At 67.2% G+C, this 16,241-nt stretch carries 13 protein-coding genes; 3 read left to right on the top strand and 10 right to left on the bottom strand.

Annotation, left to right across the window (positions count from 1 at the left end; genetic code table 11):
- Positions 1-38 precede the first annotated feature (38 nt).
- The 8 genes from rseP to rpsB all read right to left on the bottom strand — a co-directional run bounded on the left by rseP (position 39) and on the right by rpsB (position 8,046).
- Positions 39-1,442: an RIP metalloprotease RseP gene (gene rseP, locus IPF36_RS06905; RefSeq protein ID WP_135705369.1), complete on the bottom strand. Its 1,404-nt coding sequence runs from the start codon at positions 1,440-1,442 to the stop codon at positions 39-41.
- A 115-nt stretch (positions 1,443-1,557) separates the two neighbouring features.
- Positions 1,558-2,739 (bottom strand): 1-deoxy-D-xylulose-5-phosphate reductoisomerase, encoded by a 1,182-nt coding sequence (ispC, locus tag IPF36_RS06900; RefSeq protein WP_195427626.1) that lies wholly within the window; start codon positions 2,737-2,739, stop codon positions 1,558-1,560.
- Positions 2,740-2,762: 23 nt separating this feature from the next.
- Positions 2,763-3,584, bottom strand: coding sequence for a phosphatidate cytidylyltransferase (locus tag IPF36_RS06895; protein WP_133096305.1), 822 nt, complete (start codon positions 3,582-3,584; stop codon positions 2,763-2,765).
- A 50-nt stretch (positions 3,585-3,634) separates the two neighbouring features.
- Complete coding sequence (locus IPF36_RS06890; protein WP_135705370.1) at positions 3,635-4,405, bottom strand: isoprenyl transferase; 771 nt, start codon at positions 4,403-4,405, stop codon at positions 3,635-3,637.
- A 44-nt stretch (positions 4,406-4,449) separates the two neighbouring features.
- Entirely contained in the window at positions 4,450-5,010 is a 561-nt protein-coding gene (frr, locus tag IPF36_RS06885; RefSeq protein ID WP_133096307.1) for a ribosome recycling factor, read from the bottom strand.
- 117 nt (positions 5,011-5,127) lie between these two features.
- On the bottom strand, positions 5,128-5,838 hold the full coding sequence (pyrH, locus tag IPF36_RS06880; RefSeq protein ID WP_063237869.1) for a UMP kinase: 711 nt from the start codon (positions 5,836-5,838) through the stop codon (positions 5,128-5,130).
- A gap of 302 nt (positions 5,839-6,140) precedes the next feature.
- The gene (gene tsf / locus IPF36_RS06875) at positions 6,141-7,019 is read right to left on the bottom strand and encodes a translation elongation factor Ts (RefSeq protein WP_133096308.1); all 879 of its coding nucleotides are present in this window, start codon (positions 7,017-7,019) and stop codon (positions 6,141-6,143) included.
- 283 nt (positions 7,020-7,302) lie between these two features.
- Entirely contained in the window at positions 7,303-8,046 is a 744-nt protein-coding gene (gene rpsB, locus IPF36_RS06870; RefSeq protein WP_029045850.1) for a 30S ribosomal protein S2, read from the bottom strand.
- A gap of 360 nt (positions 8,047-8,406) precedes the next feature.
- Between rpsB and map the strand changes: the two genes are divergently transcribed.
- From map to IPF36_RS06855, 3 genes are all read left to right on the top strand, one after another.
- The gene (gene map / locus IPF36_RS06865) at positions 8,407-9,225 is read left to right on the top strand and encodes a type I methionyl aminopeptidase (RefSeq protein ID WP_133096309.1); all 819 of its coding nucleotides are present in this window, start codon (positions 8,407-8,409) and stop codon (positions 9,223-9,225) included.
- Between the two features lie 76 nt (positions 9,226-9,301).
- On the top strand, positions 9,302-11,893 hold the full coding sequence (locus IPF36_RS06860; RefSeq protein WP_135705371.1) for a [protein-PII] uridylyltransferase: 2,592 nt from the start codon (positions 9,302-9,304) through the stop codon (positions 11,891-11,893).
- A 22-nt stretch (positions 11,894-11,915) separates the two neighbouring features.
- Positions 11,916-13,421, top strand: coding sequence for a pseudouridine synthase (locus IPF36_RS06855; RefSeq protein WP_195427625.1), 1,506 nt, complete (start codon positions 11,916-11,918; stop codon positions 13,419-13,421).
- 130 nt (positions 13,422-13,551) lie between these two features.
- Here the strand turns inward: IPF36_RS06855 and def are convergent, their stop codons facing one another.
- Positions 13,552-14,085 (bottom strand): peptide deformylase, encoded by a 534-nt coding sequence (def, locus tag IPF36_RS06850; protein WP_133096312.1) that lies wholly within the window; start codon positions 14,083-14,085, stop codon positions 13,552-13,554.
- Positions 14,086-14,100: 15 nt separating this feature from the next.
- Entirely contained in the window at positions 14,101-16,230 is a 2,130-nt protein-coding gene (gene ligA / locus IPF36_RS06845) for an NAD-dependent DNA ligase LigA (protein WP_195427624.1), read from the bottom strand.
- Between the last annotated feature and the right edge of the window lie 11 nt (positions 16,231-16,241).

Here is a 16,241-nt window from a genome sequence, read left to right as displayed (position 1 = left end):
GTCCGACGACACGACCGCCCCCTTGCCGACAAGCGTTTCTAGCCGTTCGCCAGAAACATTCGGCTGACGTCATTGAACAAAGCGAGCGAGGTCAGGAGCAGGATGCAGGCAATGCCAACCTTCTGCAGCATTGCCTGCCAGTGGTCTGGTACGGGCCGGCCAGTCAAAAATTCCACGCAATAATACAGCAAATGCCCCCCATCCAGAACCGGAATAGGTAACAAATTCAGTACACCGAGGCTGACGCTGACCAGCGCCAGGAAGCTGACAAAAGCCTGCAGGCCGAGGTTTGCGGCACGCCCGGCGTAGTCCGCCACTGTCAGCGGTCCGCTCAGGTTCTGCAGCGACGCCTGCCCCACCAGCATCTTGCCCAGCAGCTTCAGCGACAGCGCGCTGGTGTCCCACACCTGGCCGAACGCGCGCGCCAGCGCCTCGTCCGGACGGTAGCGCACCGTCTCCATCTCCACCGCCTGGCTGAGCGCCGCGCCCAGCTTGCCTGCGGGCGGCGCCGGCGCGCCGCTGGCATCCTTCTCGCCGTCGCGCGGGGCGGCAGCGTCCAGCGTCACCGGCACGTCCAGCCGCTTGCCGTCGCGCTCGATGCCGAGCGTCACGGTCTGGCCCGGCTGGCTGCGCACCGCCTTGATCAGCGCGCTGGCCTGGGTCATCGGGGTGCCCTGCCAGGCGACGATGCGGTCGCCCTTCTTCAGCCCGGCGCGCTCGGCGGCCGAGTCCGGCAATACCTCGGTGATCGTGACCGGCCCGCCTTTCAGATTCAGGCCCAGCGTGCTGAGCGGATCCTGCTCCGGGTTGCCGCCGGTATTGGGCAGGCGCGCCAGCGTGACGTCGCGCTCGGTGCCATCGGCGGCGCGCACGCGCAGCACGGCGCGCGCATCGCCGAAGCCCCCGGCGAAGACCGCCATGCGCAGGTCGTTCCAGGAACGCACCGCTTCGGTATGGCCGTTGGCGGTCAGCGACAGCACCCGGTCGCCTTCGCGCACGCCGGCCTGCTGCGCCATGGTGCCGGCCGCCGGCGCGGCGACGATCGGCGCGGGTTCGCGCATGCCGCCGGCGAACAGCGCGAAGTACAGCACGATCGCCAGCAGGAAATTGGCCAGCGGCCCGGCCGCGACAATGATGAAGCGCTTGCCGACCGGCTGGCGGTTGAACGCGCGCGGCAGGTCGGCCGGATCGATCCGGGCGTCGCGCTCGGGGTCGAACTCGCGCTCGTCCAGCATCTTCACGTAGCCGCCCAGCGGGATGGCCGCCACCGTCCATTCGGTGCGGTCGCGGCTCTTCGAGATCCAGCGTAGCAGCGGCCGCCCGAAGCCGATCGAAAAGCGCAACACCTTCACGCCGCAGGCGCGCGCGGCGAGGTAATGCCCCATCTCGTGCACGTAGATGAGTACGCACAAGGCAACAATGAAAGCGAGTACGGTTTGCATGGCGTCGGGACGTCAGTAACAGTGGCTGGACTGGCGCGCCGGATCCGGGGGTACCGGCATGTCCGGGGCCGCCGCAACCGCTATTGTCGCAGATGCGGCGGGCCGGTCCGTCGGATCAGTGGCGCGGCGCCAGCCCGGCAACGGCCGCGCGCGCAGCCGCGCGCGCCATGCGGTCGGCATCGAGGATGGCGTCTAGCGTGTCCGCCGCGCCGGCCGGTGCAGCCTGGAGCACCTGAGCCACCAAACGCGAAATGTCCGTGAAGCGCACTTTTCCGCCCAGGAATGCTTCGACCGCCACCTCGTTGGCGGCATTGAGCACGGTCGGCGCCACGCCACCGGCGCGCAGCGCGTCGAAGGCCAGCCCCAGGCACGGGAAGCGCTGCAGGTCCGGCTTCTCGAAATGCAGCCCGCCGGCCAGCGTCAGGTCGAGCGGCGTCACGCCGGCATCGATGCGCTCGGGATAGGCGAGGCCGTAGGCGATCGGCGTGCGCATGTCCGGGTTGCCCAGCTGCGCCAGCACCGAGCCGTCGTGGTAGGCCACCATCGAATGCACGATGCTCTGCGGGTGGATCAGCACCTCGATGCGCTCGGCCGGCGCGCCGAACAGCCAGTGCGCCTCGATGACCTCGAGGCCCTTGTTCATCATGGTGGCCGAGTCGACCGAGATCTTGCGGCCCATGACCCAGTTCGGGTGGGCGCAGGCCTCGTCCGGCGAAATGTCATGCAGCGTGTCGGGATCGCGGGTGCGGAACGGCCCGCCCGACGCGGTCAGCAGCACCTTGGCCACGCCACGGCCATAGCGCGGGTCGTCGGCAGGCAGGCACTGGAAGATGGCATTGTGCTCGCTGTCGATCGGCAGCAGCGTGGCGCCATGCTCGCGCACCGCGTCCATGAAGATGCGGCCGGACATCACCAGCGCTTCCTTGTTGGCCAGCAGCACGCGCTTGCCGGCACGCGCAGCGGCCAGCGTCGGGCGCAGGCCGGCGGCGCCGACGATCGCGGCCATCACGGCGTCCGTCTGCGCGTCGGCGGCGACCGATTCCAGCTCGGCCTCGCCGTGGCTGACTTCGGTATCGACACCGGCATCGCGCAGCAGCGCCTGCAGCTCGCCGGCCGCCTCGGCACTGCCTACCACGGCGCGGGCCGGGCGGAACGCAATGCATTGCTCGGCCAGCTTGCGCACTTGCCGATGCGCCGTCAGCGCGTGCACGGCGTAGCGGTCGGGATGGCGGCGGACGACATCGAGCGTGCTTTCGCCGATCGAGCCGGTGGCGCCAAGGATGGTAATGCGCTGCATATCAGACCGCTTCAGAGAAGGCTTCAGAGAAAAATCAGCATCAGTGCCGCCAGCGGGAACACCGGCAGCAAGGCATCGATCCGGTCCAGCACGCCGCCATGGCCCGGCAGCAGCCGGCTGCTGTCCTTCATGCCGACCTGCCGCTTGAGCAGCGACTCGAACAGATCGCCGATCACGCTCGCCGCGACCAGCAGCGTGGTCAGCGCGGCCACGTAGCCCAGGCCGCCGCGGTCGCCCAGCACCGAGAACCACGTCGGCGCGAAGGCATGGGTGGCGGCCAGCGCCAGGCCGATGACGAGCGCCAGCAGCCAGCCGCCGATGGCGCCCTCCCAGGACTTGCCCGGGCTGATGGACGGTGCCAGCTTGCGCCGGCCGATGGCCTTGCCGGTGAAATAGGCGCCGATGTCGGCCGCCCACACCAGCACGGCCGCCGTCAGCAGCACGCCGATGCCGGCGCCGCGCAGGATCATCGTGGCATGGGCAAACGCGGGCAGCATGACCAGGCCCAGTATGGCCCCCAGCACGGCAAAGCCCGGCGTGGCGGTGCGCACGCCGCGCGCCAGCAAGACCAGCGCCACGCCCCAGCACACCACCGCCGCTTCCAGCAGCCAGGTGGTGGCGTGGCGCAGCGGCATGTCATGCCAGGTGATGGTGGCGATCAGGCAGGCCAGCGCATAGACATAGGGCCAGGGCCCGCGCAGTCCGATCAGGCGTCCGAATTCCCAGCCCGCCAGCAGCACGATCACCCCGAGCAGGCCCGCCAGGCCGGCCGGCGGCGCCAGGAACAGGATCGGAAGAATCAGCAGCAACAGGCACAGGGCGGTGATGACGCGGGTGAGGAGCATGCGCTGCGGTCCCGTGGTAGTTATTGGAGTAGCCCGGATCGGCCAGGGTGTCAGGCGGTGCCCGATAGTCCCGGCGCAACCAGTTGCGCGCTGGTGCGGCCGAAACGGCGTTCGCGCTGGCGGTACGAGGCAAAGGCCTTGTCCAGCTCGGCGGCGTCGAAATCCGGCCAGTACACGTCGGTGAAATACAGCTCGGAATACGCGAGCTGCCACAACAGGAAATTGCTGATGCGCTGTTCGCCGCCGGTGCGGATGAACAGGTCGGGCTCCGGCGCATAGGCCATGGCCAGGTGCGGGGCGAGCATCGATTCGTCGATCGACTCCGGATCGAGCATCGGCGAGCGCGCCAGCATCTTGCGCATGGCCTGCAGCAGGTCCCAGCGGCCACCGTAGTTGGCGGCGATGGTCACGGTCAGGCCGGTGTTGCCTGCGGTGCGGGCCTCGGCGTCCTTGATCAGTTTCTGGATGCGCGGGCTGAAGCGGGCCAGATCGCCAACCACCCGCAGGCGGATGTTGTTGGCGTGCATCTTCACCACTTCGCGCCGCAGCGACATCATGAACAGCCGCATCAGGAACGACACCTCGTCCGCCGGCCGGCGCCAGTTCTCGGAACTGAACGCGAACAGCGTCAGGTACTGCACGCCGCGCGCGGCGCAGGCTTCCACCACCGCGCGCACAGCATCCAGCCCCCGGGAGTGCCCGGCAACGCGCGGCAGGTGCCGCTGGGTCGCCCAGCGGCCGTTGCCGTCCATGATGATGGCAACGTGACCGGGCACGTAGGAGGTATCGGGTACGGCGAGTGTTGAACTGATGTGCTGCATGATGGCAGACGGTCGCGGCAGCCCCGGCAAATGCCGGGACGGCGTCAGACCGTCATGATCTCCTTCTCTTTTTCGGCGACCATCTTGTCGATCTCGGCCACGTACTTGTCGGTCAGCTTCTGCACCTCGTCCTGGCCGCGGCGCTCGTCGTCCTCCGAGATGGCCTTGTCCTTGACCAGCTTCTTGAACTGCTCATTGGCATCGCGGCGCAGGTTGCGCACCGCAACCTTGGCACCCTCGGCCTCGCCCTTGACGACCTTGGTCAGCTCCTTGCGGCGCTCTTCGGTCAGCGCGGGCATCGGCACGCGGATCACGTCGCCCATGGTGGCCGGGTTCAGGCCCAGGTCGCAATCGCGGATGGCCTTCTCGACCGCCCCCACCATCTTCTTTTCCCACGGCTGCACCGTGATCGTACGCGCATCGGCCAGGCCGACGCTGGCGACCTGGCTGATCGGCACCATCGAACCGTAGTAATCCACCTGAACGTGGTCGAGCAGGCCGGTGTGGGCACGGCCAGTGCGGATCTTCGCCAGATCGGCCTTGAAGGCTTCGATCGACTTCTGCATTTTCTGCTCGACGCTCTTCTTTGTGTCGGCGACGCTCATGTTAACCTCCGGAAATCAGCCAACCATGATCCCGCCGGGCGGGATCGAAAATGAATCATTCTACTCTTTGCCCGGCCAGACACCAGCGCCGTGGCGCGGCATCGGGGGGCGCCGGACTCAGACGTGGACCAGGGTACCCTCGTCTTCGCCCAGGATCACGCGCTTGAGCGCGCCCGGCTTGACGATCGAGAACACGCGGATCGGCAGCTTCTGGTCGCGGCACAGGGCGAAGGCGGTAGCGTCCATCACCTGCAGGTTCTTCGAGATCGCCTCGTCGAAGCTGATGGTGGTGTAGCGCGTGGCGCTCGGGTCCTTCTTGGGGTCGGCGGTGTAGACGCCGTCCACCTTGGTCGCCTTGAGCACAACCTCGGCACCGATTTCCGAGCCGCGCAGCGCGGCGGCGGTATCAGTGGTGAAGAACGGGTTGCCGGTGCCGGCGGCGAAGATCACCACCTTGCCCTCTTCCAGCTGGCGAATCGCGCGCGGGCGGATGTACGGCTCGACCACCTGGTCCATGCGCAGCGCGGACTGTACGCGGCCTTCGATATTGGCGTGGCGCATCGCGTCCTGCAGGGCCAGCGCGTTCATCATGGTGGCCAGCATGCCCATGTAGTCGGCCGTGGCGCGATCCATGCCGGCCGCGCCGCCCGCGACACCGCGGAAGATATTGCCGCCGCCGATGACCACCGCGACCTGGACGCCGAGCTTCACGATCTCGGCAATGTCGTTCACCATCGCCTCGATGGTGGAGCGGTTGATGCCAAAGGCATCGTCGCCCATCAGGGCTTCACCGGACAGTTTCAGAAGGACGCGCTTGTAGGCTGGCATGTTTACCCTCGGGCAGGAGCAAGTCGCTCGTTTGGGACTGAACACAAATGAGACGATTGATTTTTTGACACCGGCGGCGCGGATCGCGCGCCACCGGCGGGAGAAAGCCGGTTTTCGGGGTCGCCCCGCCCTGGCGGCAGGCGACAGGAAGACGACCGCGAAAACTGACTGCTGCAGTCAACGTGCTGCAAAGTGCAATACGCATCACTGCGCTACTTATGCAGAGGGGCACCTTGCGGCGCCCCTGCGGCATTATAGGCGCCCGGACCGTCCCACAAGGGCCGGCCGGCGCGCCCCTGACATCAGCCCTTCTGGGCAGCGGCCACCTGGGCGGCCACTTCAGCGGCGAAGTCGTCCTGCTTCTTCTCGATGCCTTCGCCCACGACGTACAGGGTGAAGCCCTTCACGGTCGTGTTGGCAGCCTTGAGCATCTGCTCGACGGTCTGCTTGTCGTTCTTCACGAACGGCTGGTTGAACAGCGACACCTCCTTCAGGTACTTCTGCACCGAGCCCTCGACCATCTTGGCGGCGATCTCGGCCGGCTTGCCCGACTCGGCAGCCTTCTGCTCGGCGATGCTGCGCTCCTTGGCGATCAGGTCGGCGGGGACCTGCTCGGCCGACAGCGACACCGGCTTCATGGCGGCCACGTGCATGGCCACGTCCTTGGCGGCGGCTTCGTCGCCGTCGAACTCGACCATCACGCCGATACGGGTGCCGTGCAGGTACGAAACCAGCTTGCCGCCGTTGGCGTAACGGACAAAGCGGCGGATCGTCATGTTCTCGCCGATCTTGCCGATCAGGGCGGCACGGGTGGCTTCCACGCTCACGCCGTCGATTTCCAGCGCCGACAGGGCAGCCACGTCGGCCGGGTTCTGCTTGGCGATCAGCTCGGCAACCTTGGCCGTGAACGCCAGGAAGTCGTCGTTCTTGGAGACAAAATCGGTCTCGCAGTTCAGTTCGACCAGGGCGCCGGTGGTGCCGTCGATGAACGAACCGACCACGCCTTCAGCGGTCACGCGCGATGCGGCCTTGCTGGCCTTGTTGCCCAGCTTGACGCGCAGCAGCTCTTCGGCCTTGTTCAGGTCGCCGTCGGCCTCGGTCAGGGCCTTCTTGCATTCCATCATCGGCGCGTCGGTCTTCGCGCGCAGTTCTGCAACCATGCTTGCGGTAATTGCCGCCATTTGTCACTCCTTGAATGGTTCGCGCCGGGCCCCGGCAGTCGCCCGCGGCACCCGGTCGGTGGGTCTACAGCGCACCCGCGGCAGATATTGCCTGCGGCGGATGACAACAATTCAAATTCGAAAAAAGGGGGCGCCAGATGTGCCCCCTTTTTTTGCCCTGCTGCCGAAGTACCCCGGCTTGCGCCCTGCGCGCTGCCCGGCATGCCGGGCGGCAAGCGATGCTTGCTGTCTTATGTTGACGTGCGCGCTATCGGGTTCCTTTCAAACAGCGGGCCGGAGGCTATCAGCCTTCCTGCACTTCGACGAATTCGTCGTCGCCGCGGGCGGCTTCAACGACTTCCTGCACCGCGTTGGCACGGCCTTCCAGGATCGCGTCAGCCACGCCGCGCACGTACAGGGCCACAGCCTTGCTCGAGTCGTCGTTGCCCGGGATCACGTAGTCGATGCCGTCCGGCGAGTGGTTGGTATCGACCACGCCGATCACGGGGATGCCCAGCTTGTTGGCTTCGGTCACGGCAATCTTGTGGTAGCCGACGTCGACCACGAAGATGGCGTCAGGCACGCCGCCCATGTCCTTGATGCCGCCGATCGACTTTTCCAGCTTGATCATCTCGCGCTCGAACATCAGCGCTTCCTTCTTGCTCATGGTTTCCAGCGCGCCGGCTTCCTTGGCGGCTTCCATGTCCTTCAGGCGCTTGATCGAGGTCTTGACCGTCTTGAAGTTGGTCAGCATGCCGCCGAGCCAGCGGGCGTCGACGTAGGGCATGCCGGCGCGGCCTGCTTCTTCAGCCAGGATTTCGCGCGACTGGCGCTTGGTGCCCACGAAAAGGATGGTGCCGCGATTGGCTGCCAGCTGACGCACGTACTTCATGGCGTCCTGGAACATCGGCAACGTCTTTTCGAGGTTGATGATGTGGATCTTGTTGCGATGGCCGAAGATGAAGGGGGCCATCTTCGGGTTCCAGAAGCGGGTCTGGTGGCCGAAGTGGCAACCGGCTTCCAGCATTTCGCGCATGGTAACGGACATGTGATTCTCCAAAGGGTTAGGTCTGAAGCCCGCCCCGACATTCCTGAAAAGGAACACCCCGGATAGGCGGGCCAGCGATTTCCAAAAACGATTTCCAAGAAACCGTGCAGCAGATGCTGCAAAATACCGGCCTGGCGGATGCAATGCTGCGCCGCAATCAAGTCAGCCCGCTATTCTAGCAAGAAAAGCATCGGGCGCTCAAGCCGCCCGGATCGCAACCGCAGCACCCGCGTTGGAGAGGCGCCGTCCAAAAGCGCCTCGGCACAGGCTGCTATCAGGCTCCGATGGTGCGATAATCCGACATTGACCTTTCGAATTCGGCGCGGCCAGTGGCCCCGCCATCACTTTTGGCGACGCAGCATGAGCATTTACCTGAACACCGCCGAAGACATCGCCCAGATGCGCGTGGCTTGCCGCCTTGCCTCCGAAGTCCTCGACTACATCACGCCCTTCGTCCAGCCGGGCGTCACCACGGGCGAGCTGGACCGCCTGTGCCACGCCTACATGCGTGACGTGCAAGGCACCGTGCCGGCGCCACTGAACTATGCGCCCCCCGGCTACCCGCCCTTCCCCGGCGCGATCTGCACCTCGGTCAACGACGTGATCTGCCATGGCATTCCCGGCGAGCGCGTGCTCAAGAGCGGCGACGCGGTCAACCTGGACATCACCGTCATCACCAAGGAAGGCTACTACGGCGACACCAGCCGCATGTTCATCGCCGGCGAGGGCTCGATCCTGGCCAAGCGCCTGGCGCAGGTGACATACGAATGCATGTGGAAGGGCATCGCCCAGGTACGCCATGGCGCGCGCCTCGGCGACATCGGCCATGCCATCCAGGTGCACGCCGAAGCCGCCGGCTACAGCGTGGTGCGCGAATACTGCGGCCACGGCATCGGCAAGAACTTCCACGAAGACCCGCAGATCCTGCACTACGGCCGAGCCGGCACCGGCGCCGAGATCAAGGCCGGCATGATCTTCACCGTGGAGCCGATGATCAACGCCGGCAAGCGCGATATCCGCACCATGCCCGACCAGTGGACGGTCAAGACCCGCGACCGCAGCCTGTCGGCGCAGTGGGAGCACACCGTGCTGGTCACCGAGACCGGGTATGAAGTGCTGACGGTCTCCGCCGGCACACCGGCGCCGCCGGCCTTCATTACGGAATCCGTCGCGGCCTGAGGTCGCACACCAGCCAGGGCGCCTGAGCGGCGCCCTTATTTTTCCAGCCGTGCCCACGAACCACCCCGCCCTCTCCATGGACACCACGCCGGAACTTCTGCTGGCCACGCGCGTGCGCGAACAGCTCAAAGCCGACAAGCAGGTCCTGTTTGCCGACTTCAATACCAGTGCCAACGTCGGCACGCTGATCACGCGGCTGCGCCGCGCCGTCGACGCCGCGCTGGTAGAGGCGTGGCGCGGGCTGCAGATGCCCGCGGGTGCGGCGCTGGTGGCGGTGGGCGGCTACGGCCGCGGCGAGCTGCTGCCCTATTCGGACGTCGACGTGCTGCTGCTGCTGCCCGCCGATCCCGACCAGGACACCACCGGGCGGCTGGAGCGCTTTATCGGCCTGTGCTGGGACCTGGGGCTGGAGATCGGCTCGTCGGTACGCACCGTGGACGATTGCATCGGCGAGTCGCGCCAGGACATCACCATCCGGACCTCGCTGCTGGAGGCGCGGCTGGTGACCGGGAGCCGCAAGCTGTTCGAGTCGATGCGCACGCGCTACCTCGCCGACCTGGACCCGGCCGCGTTCTTCCAGGCCAAACTGCTGGAAATGCGCCAGCGCCACGCCAAGTACCAGGACACGCCCTACGCGCTCGAGCCCAACTGCAAGGAAAGCCCGGGCGGCCTGCGCGACCTGCAGGTGATCCTGTGGATGACCAAGGCCGCGGGCCTGGGCGACAGCTGGAAAGAACTGTTCGAGCGCGGCCTGCTGACGCAGCGCGAAGCGCAGGAACTGGCGCGCAACGAGCGCCTGCTCAAGACCATCCGCGCGCGCCTGCACCTGGTGGCGGGCCGGCGCCAGGACGTGCTGGTGTTCGACCTGCAGACCGCGCTGGCGGAATCCTTCGGCTACCGCCAGACCACCAACAAGCGCGCCAGCGAGCAGCTGATGCGGCGCTACTACTGGGCGGCGAAGGCAGTCACGCAGCTCAACAGCGTGCTGCTGCTGAACATCGAGGCGATGCTGTTCCCGAGCGAGTCGCAGGTCACGCGCGTGCTCAACGAACGCTTTGTCGAGCGCCAGGGCATGCTGGAGATCACCAGCGACGACGTGTATGAGCGCGATCCGCACGCGATCCTGGAAACCTTCCTGCTGTACCAGCGCACGCCCGGCGTGAAGGGCCTGTCGCCGCGCACGCTGCGCGGGCTGTACAACGCCCGCACCGTGATGACCGCAAGCTGGCGCAACGACCCGGAAAACCGCCGCCTGTTCCTGGCCATCATGCAGGAGCCGCAAGGCATCACTCACGCGCTGCGGCTGATGAACCAGACCAGCGTGCTGGGGCGCTACCTGATCAACTTCCGCCGCATCGTCGGGCAGATGCAGCACGACCTGTTCCACGTCTACACCGTGGACCAGCACATCCTGATGGTAGTGCGCAACATGCGCCGCTTCGCCATCGTCGAGCACACGCACGAGTTCCCGTTCTGCAGCCAGCTGATGGCGAGCTTCGACAAGCCGTGGGTGCTGTGGGTGGCGGCGCTGTTCCATGACATCGCCAAGGGCCGCGGCGGCGACCATTCCAAGCTCGGCACGCAGGACGCGCGCCGCTTCTGCAAGCAGCATGGCATCGCGCGCGAAGATGCCGACCTGATCAGCTGGCTGGTCGAGCACCACCTGACCATGAGCCACGTGGCGCAGAAGCAGGACCTGACCGATCCGGAAGTGGTTCATGCCTTCGCGCGCGTGGTCGGCAGCGAACGCTACCTGACCGCGCTGTTCCTGCTGACGGTGGCCGATATCCGCGGCACCAGCCCCAAGGTCTGGAACGCGTGGAAGGGCAAGCTGCTGGAAGACCTGTACCGGATCACGCTGCGCGTGCTCGGCGGCGCCAGGGTCGATTCGCACTCGCTGTGGGCGCAGCGCAAGGAAGAAACCATCTCGACGCTGCGGCTCAAGGCGTTCGATCCCGAGCTCGGCAAGCGGCTGTGGGCGCAGCTCGACGTGGCCTTCTTCCTGCGCCACGATGCGCGCGATATCGCCTGGCTCACGCGGCACCTGTACGACAAGGTCGACAGCCCCGCCCCCGTGGTGAAGGCACGCATCTCGCCTGCGGGCGAAGGCCTGCAGGTGGCTGTCTACGTGCAGGACCAGCCCGACCTGTTCGCGCGCATCTGCGGCTATTTCGAGCGCAAGGCGTTTTCGATCCAGGACGCCAAGATCCACACCACCCGGCACGGCTACGCGCTGGACACGTTCCAGGTCACGGACCCCGGCATGGCAGGAAATGACAACTACCGTGGCAACTACCGCGACATCATCGCGCTGGTGGAGCACGAGCTTTGCGAAAAGCTGCGCCAGCAGGACGCCCTGCCCGAGCCCACGCAGGGACGCCTGTCGCGCCAGTCGCGCAGCTTCCCGATCAAGCCGCGCGTGGACCTGCGCGCGGACGAGCGCGGCCAGTATTACCTGCTGTCGCTTTCCGCCAACGACCGCACCGGCCTGCTGTACGCCATCGCCCGCGTACTGGCACGGCATCGCGTGTCCGTGCATTCGGCACGCATCAACACCCTGGGCGAACGCGTCGAAGACGTGTTCCTGGTAGACGGCAGCCGCCTGGCCGCCGACAACCGATTGCAGATTCAGCTTGAACAGGACTTGCTCGCCGCCCTCGCGATCTGAGGCGGCGGACAGCATCAACGATATGACCGACAGCAATTCGCCGAAGCGCAAGACGCTAGGCATCAAGGCCGCAAGCGATACCGGCACGGCCGCGCGCAAGACCGGCAACCGCCCGGTGCGGGTTTCGGACCTGAACCGCAACCGCGTGCGGGCCGTGACCGAAGGCATCAAGCGTGCGCAGCAGAATGACGGCGGCAAGAGTGCCGGCCGCCGCGCGCCAGGCGAAGCGCAATCGGGCGGCGACGTGCGCAAGCCGCGTCCGCCGCGGCCCGCTGACGGCGAGCGCCAGGCACGGCCGCGCCGTGCCGAAGGCGAAGCGCGCCCGCCTCGACGTTTTGGCGACGACGACAATCGTCCGCGCCGCTACGGCGACGATCGTGGTGAGGCTCGTCCGCGCCGCTTCGAAGGCAATGAGTCGCGTCCGCCGCGGCGCTTTGGCGACGACGACAACCGTCCGCGCCGCTATGGCGACGATCGCGGCGAAGCCCGCCCGCGCCGCTTCGAAGGCAATGAATCGCGTCCGCCGCGGCGCTTCGGCGACGACGACAACCGTCCGCGCCGCTATGGCGACGACGAAAACCGTCCCCGTCGCCCTGCCCCCACCGGCGAACGCCGCCACGAAGGCTCGGCGCCGGCGCGCCGCTTCAGCGATGCCGCGGACCGCATCCGCACCGCCGGCACCGCCCGGCCGCAGGCACCGGCCCCGCGCCCGCAGCAGGCCGCCCGCGCCGATGCCGCGCCCGAGGCTACCCATGACGACGGCCTGGTGCGCCTGTCCAAGCGCATGTCCGAACTCGGCTTGTGCTCGCGCCGCGAAGCCGATGAATGGATTCCGCGCGGCTGGGTGCTGGTCGACGGCAAGCCGGTGACCGAGCTGGGCAGCCGCATCCGCCCGGATGCCGAAATCGAGATCCTGCAGGAAGCGCGCTCCGAACAGGGCGAGCGCGTCACCGTGCTGCTGCACAAGCCGGTGGGATACGTCTCCGGCCAGGCCGAGGACGGCTACGAGCCCGCCGCGGTGCTGTTCACCGCCGAGAACCAGTGGGAAGGCGACCCGTCGCGCAAGCGTTTCGCGCCGTGGCAACGCAAGAGCCTGGCGCCCGCCGGCCGCCTCGATATCGACTCAACCGGCCTGCTGGTGCTGACGCAGGATGGCCGCGTCGCGCGCGCGCTGATCGGCGAGGATTCGAACGTCGAGAAGGAGTACCTGGTGCGCGTGGTCTGGCACGGCCCGCAAGGTGCGGTCGAGCGCAATGTCAGCGAGGCATTCCCCGCCGACCAGCTCGAGCTGCTGCGCCACGGCCTGTCGCTGGACGGCGTGCTGCTCAAGCCGGCCAAGGTCAGCTGGCAGAACGAAGAACAGCTGCGCTTTGTGCTGCGCGAGGGCCGCAAGCGCCAGATCCGCCGGATGTGCGAGCAGGTCGGGCTGGAAGTGGTTGGCCTGAAGCGCGTGCGCATGGGCCGCGTGGTGCTGGGCGACCTGCCGCCGGGGAAGTGGCGGTTCCTGGGGCAGTTCGAGAAGTTCTGATGTGAAAAAAGCGGCCGCGATGGCCGCTTTTTTTGACAGACTTTGGCAAATTGCCACAGCCTCATGTCTGTACCGATTGCGTGCTCCCTCTCCCGCTTGCGGGAGAGGGGAGCAAACCGGCAGCAGGCGATCACTCGTCGCTATTGGCCGGCAAATCCGGAAACAGGATCTCGGTAAACCCAAACCGCGAAAAATCCCGGATCCGCATCGGGTAAAGAATGCCCTGCAGGTGGTCGCACTCATGCTGCACCACGCGCGCATGGAAGCCCTCGGCAACCCGCTCGATCCGGTTGCCCATGAGGTCGTACCCGCTGTATTTCAGCCGCACATGCCGCGGCACCACCCCGCGCAGGCCGGGCACCGACAGGCACCCTTCCCAGCCGTCTTCCAGCTCGTCCGACAGCATCTCCAGCACAGGGTTCATCAGCACCGTCTTGGGCACCATCGGCGCATCCGGATAGCGCGGGTTGCGGTCGAAGCCGAAGATCACCACCTGCAGGTCCACGCCGATCTGCGGCGCGGCCAGCCCCGCGCCGTTGGCGTGGTCCATGGTGTCGAACATGTCTTCGATCAGCGTGCGCAGTTCGGGCGTATTGAAACGCTCGACCTTCCGCGCCACCTGCAGCAGGCGCGGATCGCCCATCTTGAGAATCTCGCGGATCATGGCTGTTTCCCCGGTCTAATCCTGCGCGGGCGCGGCGCCCGCTTCTGCCAGCAACGCGAGCATGCCGGCCTCGTCCAGCACCGGCACGCCCAGCGCCTCGGCCTTGTCCAGCTTGCTGCCGGCTTCGGCGCCAGCGACCACATAGTCGGTCTTCTTCGACACCGAGCCCGCCACCTTGGCGCCCGCGGCCTCTAGCAATTCCTTGGCGTCCTCGCGCGACATCGTCGGCAGCGTGCCGGTCAGCACGAAGGTCTTGCCCGACAGCGGCGCCGGCGTCCTGGCGGCCGGCTCGCTCTCCGGCCAGTGTACGCCTGCGGCGCGCAGTTGTTCGATGACCTCGACGTTATGCGGCTCGCCAAAGAAGTGCGCGATCGACTGCGCCACCACCGGGCCGACGTCGTTGACCTCGAGCAGCGCGGCTTCGTCGGCGGCCATCAGCCCGTCGAGCTTGCCGAAATGCCTGGCGAGATCCTTGGCGGTGGCCTCGCCCACGTGGCGGATGCCGAGCGCGAAGATAAAGCGGTTCAGCGTCGTCTCGCGCGACGCCTCGATCGCCGCGACGAGGTTGGTCGCCGACTTGTCGGCCATGCGCTCCAGCGCCGCCAGCTTGGCCACGCCAAGCTTGTACAGGTCGGCCGGCGTGCGCACGATGCCCTGGTCCACCAGCTGCTCGACCACCTTGTCGCCCAGCCCTTCGATATCCATGGCACGGCGCTGCGCAAAATGCAGCAGCGCCTGTTTGCGCTGTGCCGCGCAGATCAGGCCGCCGGTGCAGCGCGCGATCGCCTCGTCTTCCAGCCGCTCGATATGCGAACCGCACACCGGGCAGGCCGTCGGCATCACGAAGGCGCGCGCATCCGCCGGACGGCGCTCGGCCACCACCGCCACCACCTCCGGGATCACGTCGCCGGCGCGGCGCACGATCACGGTGTCGCCGATATGGACATCCTTGCGGCGGATCTCGTCCTCGTTATGCAGCGTGGCATTGGTCACGGTCACGCCGCCGACGAACACCGGCTGCAGCCGCGCCACCGGCGTGATCGCGCCGGTACGGCCGACCTGCACCTCGATGTCCTCGACGATGGTGGTCATTTCCTGCGCCGGGAACTTGTGCGCCAGCGCAAAGCGCGGCGCGCGCGAGACAAAGCCCAACCGGTCCTGCTCGGCCAGCGCGTTGACCTTGTAGACCACGCCGTCGATATCGTATGGCAGGTCATCACGGCGCTCGCCGATATCGCGGTAGAAACCGAGCAATCCCTGCGCCCCCTTGACCACGGCGCGTTCCTTGCACACCGGCAGGCCCAGCGCATCGAAGCCGTCGAGCATGGCGCTGTGCGTGGGCGGGCGGTCCACGCCCTGCAGCTCGCCCAGGCCATAGGCGAAGAACGACAGCGGCCGCTTCGCGGTGATGCGCGGATCGAGCTGGCGCAGGCTGCCGGCAGCGGCGTTGCGCGGATTGACGAAGGTCTTTTCGCCGGCTTCCGCCTGGCGCGCGTTGAGCTTGTCGAAATCGCGGCGATACATGAAGACCTCGCCGCGCACTTCCAGTACCGCCGGCGCCTGGCCGCGCAGCTTCAGCGGGATCGCCTTGATGGTGCGCACGTTGACGGTCACGTCCTCGCCGGTCTCGCCGTCGCCGCGGGTGGCGGCCTGCACCAGCCGGCCGTCTTCATAGCGCAGCGACATGGCCAGCCCGTCGAACTTCAGCTCGCAGGAGTACTCCACCGCGTCAGCCGCGCTGAACAGGTCGGCCTCGCCCGCCGCGGGTGCGGTGCGGCCCAGGCCCTGCGCGCAGCGGCGGTCGAAGTTGAGCACGTCGTCGTCGGCGAACCCGTTGTTCAGCGACAGCATCGGCACGCGGTGGCGCACCGTGTCGAAGGCGGCCAGCGCCTCGCCGCCGACGCGCTGCGTGGGCGAATCCGGCGACTGCAGCTCGGGATGCTCCAGCTCGAGCGCCATCAGTTCGGCGAACAGCGCGTCGTACTCGGCATCCGGGATGGTGGGCGCGTCCAGCACGTAGTACTGGTAGCTGTGGCGGTTGAGCTCGTCGTGCAGCCAGGCGACGCGCCTGGCTGCGGCTTCGGGCGGCAAGCCGCCGGCGGGCGCGGAGGCTTCAGCCTGCGCGCCGCGTGGTTTTGCGGTCATGGCAGGCTCCG

Source organism: Cupriavidus sp. IK-TO18, assembly GCF_015549295.1.
GTDB classification, from domain to species: domain Bacteria; phylum Pseudomonadota; class Gammaproteobacteria; order Burkholderiales; family Burkholderiaceae; genus Cupriavidus; species Cupriavidus oxalaticus_A.
Note: the sequence above shows the minus strand (reverse complement) of the source record. Positions and strands in the feature narration are given on the sequence as shown.